This window comes from Bacillota bacterium (genome assembly GCA_018818595.1).
Lineage (GTDB): Bacteria > Bacillota_I > Bacilli_A > Izemoplasmatales > Hujiaoplasmataceae > JAHIRM01.
Map to the genome: position 1 here is coordinate 1 of JAHIRM010000048.1, position 4,962 is coordinate 4,962.

The 4,962-nt window shown below is 32.0% G+C and carries 4 protein-coding genes; all 4 read left to right on the forward strand.

Annotation, left to right across the window (positions count from 1 at the left end):
- The first annotated feature begins 168 nt into the window (after positions 1-168).
- The 4 genes from KJ971_07590 (at position 169) to KJ971_07605 (ending at position 4,854) form a co-directional block, all read left to right on the forward strand.
- Positions 169-945 carry a hypothetical protein gene (locus KJ971_07590; protein ID MBU1145693.1) on the forward strand — a complete coding sequence of 259 codons (777 nt, stop codon included), beginning with the start codon at positions 169-171 and terminating at the stop codon, positions 943-945.
- Between the two features lie 182 nt (positions 946-1,127).
- On the forward strand, positions 1,128-1,454 hold the full coding sequence (locus tag KJ971_07595) for a hypothetical protein (GenBank protein ID MBU1145694.1): 327 nt from the start codon (positions 1,128-1,130) through the stop codon (positions 1,452-1,454).
- A gap of 145 nt (positions 1,455-1,599) precedes the next feature.
- Positions 1,600-4,518 carry a GAF domain-containing protein gene (locus KJ971_07600; GenBank protein ID MBU1145695.1) on the forward strand — a complete coding sequence of 973 codons (2,919 nt, stop codon included), beginning with the start codon at positions 1,600-1,602 and terminating at the stop codon, positions 4,516-4,518.
- 24 nt (positions 4,519-4,542) lie between these two features.
- Positions 4,543-4,854 carry a hypothetical protein gene (locus KJ971_07605; GenBank protein MBU1145696.1) on the forward strand — a complete coding sequence of 104 codons (312 nt, stop codon included), beginning with the start codon at positions 4,543-4,545 and terminating at the stop codon, positions 4,852-4,854.
- Positions 4,855-4,962 lie beyond the last annotated feature (108 nt).

The window sequence follows — 4,962 nt, forward strand, 5'->3', positions numbered from 1 at the left end:
TAAAAGGCATCCGGCGGTTCCTGCTGGCTACGAAAAACTCGATTTTTTTCTTACAATAAAATACCTGGGGAATATTACGTAGGGCTAATTACGTGAGATTTTAGATGAGATTTGTGGGATATCTTTGAGCTTCATTACACTGCTAATCGTATTCTCGATATTGGGAAAATGAAATTTAAAAATGCTACCATCACTGAAGATGATGGATATCTATATGTTTTTTCAGTTGGTTGGCGTCAAGGTTTTATATACGATTTAGAGCCGCTACACCATAAAGACAAACGAAATTACGATATCGAAGAAACATTGGGGAGTTATTACACTTATTTACTTTTTCAGGATCGTTTTAAAATTGACGAGCAGACGTGGGATACAATCTTATCGCAAAAGTGGTTCCCATTTTCATATCTGGATGACAACTTTATTAAAAAAATGATTTCTCACGCAAGAGAAGGATGGGAATTAGATGATTTGTTGCATGAGGCGCATAAAGAAGTAGTGAACTTATTAAACAAAACCACATTTACTGAAAGTTTGTCACAATATTTTGGAGAACATAAAGAAATTATAGATAAGGCAATAGAAAGGTATTTAGCCGACGATTATATAAGTTGCACATCAATTCTTTATCCGCGTATCGAAGGGGTAATGAGATCTTTCCATAATACAGAAGGATATACAACAAAGCCAAATTCAAAGAATCTGACTAAAACAATAATATCACATCATCAAAAGCGCAGAACGTATCAATCTCTGCTATTACCCGATAAGTTTCAATTTTATTTAGAAAATATATATTTTGCGAATTTTGCACCCGGCACTAGTCCTGAAGTGAGTCGACATTCAGTTGCGCATGGTGAAGCAAAAAAAGAAGATTTCAATCTTAAATCTAGCACGATAGCTATTTTAGCTTTATCACAGCTATCTTTATTTATGAGAGTATGAATGAAAAATCAAAGAAACACAAAAAGGGATCCGGGGTACGTTTGACCCTTAAAAAAAATCTCAACAATCAACATGCACCGGATTTCACCGGTGATGTTGGTGTTCACGTAGGCTGTGCCTCGATTTGAACTTTACACTTAAACGTTTGACAATAGATCTTTTGTTTTAAAAATGGAGGGAATATGTCGAAGGATGAAAAATCAGCAACTGTAGTTACTCATAGAATTGGAGTAAGTGACAGCTTTGCAACCAATAATCCAAAAACTGTTGAAACATTATCAAAACATCATTTGATTTATTCAATAGCTGGTTTAATGGTTGGACTATTATGTGTGATAGGTGGTATTGTCCTCTTTTTAAATGGTGTTGCAGGCTCTACAAGTTGGACCGCAAAATTTATTGGAGTCGAAAGCGATATAAGTGATGCTGCACCAGGTGCTGTATTATTTATTGTTGGTTTGTTTATCGTATTCTTAACGAGGTACATTTTCAAGATTAATAGTAAATAATTATCTGTCAAAAAATTGAACATTCATATCTCAACCCATTAACCATATTCCTTGACAATCTAATCTTCTTCTAATAATTCTTTTTGAGTTTGAATTTTGAATTAATTAGGGGGTCACTTTATAAATACAAAGGTAGGAACCGAGTATGCTGCTTTTATCATTAACAAGTGATATAAAAGAAGTAATTGGAAATAATATAGGTTCCAAGTTTAAGATTATTGGGATAGATCAGATCAACTGCTCTGACGATCTGATAGGCTACATAAGGAATTCAGTGTATACATATTATTTATGTATATTAAATTGTAGTATAGTAGCTGATGCGATTGAAAGAATAAGCTTTTTAAGCGAAAAATGTAAAAATATTCAAATAATTTATATTTACAATTCATCTGATGAATTTATTCAACTTTATAAAAAATTTCCTTCTGTGCATTACATAGACTGTGACGATGTTACAAAAGAAATTAATTCAGCAATATGTAAATCAATAAACAAACGAAATAAAACACTCGAAACAGAAGTCCTTAATCAAATAAATTCTCTATCATTAGATATAAACTCTCTTTATGACCTTGACCATATTTTAAAAAAAACCTGTACATTTGCCGTTAATATTTTCGGAGTAGACCATTGTGGACTCGTTTTAAGAGATGAACACAAACCATATGCTGAAATAGTCTCTGATTATCCAAATCTCAATATAGTTGGCACAAAAGTTCCAATAGAAGGGATTGATGTAGAGGAAAACCTTTTTCGAAACAAAACAGAAATTAACATCTACGATATCGAGTCCTACAATGAATTAGGGGGCGTGAAACAGATTTTCAAGCATCTTGGTGTAAAATCGACTTTAATAGTGCCTGTCGTTTTAAATGATACAGTCATTGGATCATTTAGCCTTGATATGATGACAAAAAAACGGCGTTTTTTAAAACAAGAGATTTCACTTTGTAATAAATTAGCTAATAATATAGCCGTAGCATTTAATACTAGAAAAAGAATTGACAAGTACAAAAAGCAAATCGGAATTATAGACGACCCCATCAACGAATCAATGAGCATGCTCCACGAATCTTTCGACAATAGAATTCTTCTTAAAAAAATAGTCGATTATCTAAAGGAAAGTACTCATGCCAAAGACGCTCATTTGATATTCTATAATAACAAACAGAATCTGAGAATATATGAAGCAAATGATGAGAAATTCAAGACAAAGCTAATTGATAACTGTAAAATACTAAAAGGGAAGAACATTTCTTTTGGATCTAAGCATGGCTCCTCAATTCTTATTGAATCAGAATATTTAAATTCTATTGCCCCACATAAAATTGTCCCTCTTCAATTTTTGAATCGATTAATTGGATATCTGATATTATTGTTTGACAATGAAAAATTGCTAAAGCAGGATTATTTTAAATTTCATCAGTTTAGTAGAGTTACTGATTTGCTTTGTGATGCTGCAATTTATGGAAACATAATAACCTTACAAGATTCAATGATTAACAATAGTCCTTTCGCAATTATTTGCGTCAATCCCGATGGATTTGTAAGATTCATTAATCAGAAAGCTATCAATCTTTTAGAATATGAAAAAGCTGATGAATTTGAAAATATCCATATTCAAGATATCTATTGGGGTGGATTGAAAGAAGCGAAAGAAATAAAGTATAAAATAAAAAATAATACTATCTATAAAGGCCATGAGACTTATATCCTTACAAAAAATAGGAAAAAAATTCCAATTTTTTTGACCGCCAGTATTTTAAAAAATAGATTTAACGAAGATGTTGGCAGCATGGGACTTTTTGAAGACCAAAGAATACAATCTTTTAGAGGTCGAACAAAACGTATCTTCGATCTTCTAGTTGAAATAAACAAACCAGGAATTAGAAATGATGAAATTTATTTAAGAATACTAATGGGTATGATTAGTATTTTTAATGCCGCATGTGGAGGGATTTATGAAATTGAGGAGAGAAATTTTAAGCTGGTTGAAGAACTAAATACTAAAGAACCTTTAAAACAGCTTGGAATGAATGACGAATTATACATCCTAAATCAAGTGGAACATCAAGGCAACACATTTAAAGTTACAAATTTTAACCATAGCAATTATAAGCCTATGTTGGATAGTTCCTCTATTTCTGCTTTGGGTTTGCAGATTCCAGTTAAAGCTGCAAAACAATGTTTTATTTGCTTGGAAAGTCTTGAAGCAAACAATTTTATAACACATATTGATGTATATGGTCCTTTAATGCAACAATTTGCAACCGTATTAGATCGATCGTACCTTGAAACTAATAGACTCACCACAACAAAAAAACTATTTGCAACGTCTCATGCGGTTGCAGCTGCACAATTAGGCACAGGATTAATTCACGAAATTAAAAATCCTTTAAACAGTATAGCCCTTACTTTAAGTCACTTTGCTGATGTAATTCGAAAACTCGACAGCTCAAAAGAAATGAACGATATATTAGAAGAGATCAATTTAGTAAATAATCAAATTTTAAAAACCTACAATCTTACATTAAAGCTTCAAAAATTTAAAAAAGGGATTATAGCAGAGAAGAAAAATTATTACCTGAATGATATTGTAAATTCTGCCTTGGAAATCACTCGAACAGCCTTTGGAAAAAAGAAGATCAAAGTAATTTTCAAACCTGACCCTGCTTTAGATAATCCAAAATCAGATCATAGCAACAAAACTGGGAATTCGCTTTTAGTAGATGAATTTCAAATTGAACAAGTCTTAATCAACTTGATAATGAATGCCATTAGAGCATCGTATGATAGAACAGCTATCCAAATTAAAACAGAACTTAAGAAAGATGAGAAAATTAGCATAGTTAGTATTCAAGACAACGGTACTGGCATTTACGACAAAAACAAGAAAAAAATTTTTGAACCATTTTTTACTACTTATAAAGAAGATGGAGTCGGCTTAGGTTTGTTTATTTCTAAATATTTAATTGTTGAAAATCATGGAGGAAGCATTGAATTTGATACTGATACTAATAAAGGAAGTACTTTCGTTGTCAAAATACCTTTGGGGAAATAATATTATTTCATTTAGGGAAAAATTATGAAACCATATAAATTTTGTGAAAATAACGAATATTTTGACCAGGCGATTGAAGAACACCCGATTCTAATTTTGGATGACGAAAAAGATACCTTAAAAAAGCTTTCAAGAATGGTTAGCTCAATAGGTTATAAAACCATAAATACTTTCAAAGGGTCCTCAGCAATTATCAAAGCATCTCGCAGAGCGGGACAACCAGGGTCGACTTTGCTCGATATTGTTCTTAAAGGACAAGATATTGATGGATTATATGCGGCTGCCCAAATAAAAGGAAAATACCCTAGTTTTGATAACCTAAAATTGACCCACTAAAGCAAGAAATTACAACCCAAAATTGACCCACCTGTAATAGACTTCTGATAATACAGATTTCAAGAGAGCAAATCTATTATCAGAGGAGAGGAGGATGTTAACAGTGGA

What these genes read in the sequence shown, in the direction of transcription:
- KJ971_07590 (MBU1145693.1), top strand. Translation starts at nt 169, where the DNA reads ATGAAATTTAAAAATGCTACCATCACTGAAGATGATGGATATCTATAT.
- KJ971_07595 (MBU1145694.1), top strand. Translation starts at nt 1,128, where the DNA reads ATGTCGAAGGATGAAAAATCAGCAACTGTAGTTACTCATAGAATTGGA.
- KJ971_07600 (MBU1145695.1), top strand. Translation starts at nt 1,600, where the DNA reads ATGCTGCTTTTATCATTAACAAGTGATATAAAAGAAGTAATTGGAAAT.
- KJ971_07605 (MBU1145696.1), top strand. Translation starts at nt 4,543, where the DNA reads ATGAAACCATATAAATTTTGTGAAAATAACGAATATTTTGACCAGGCG.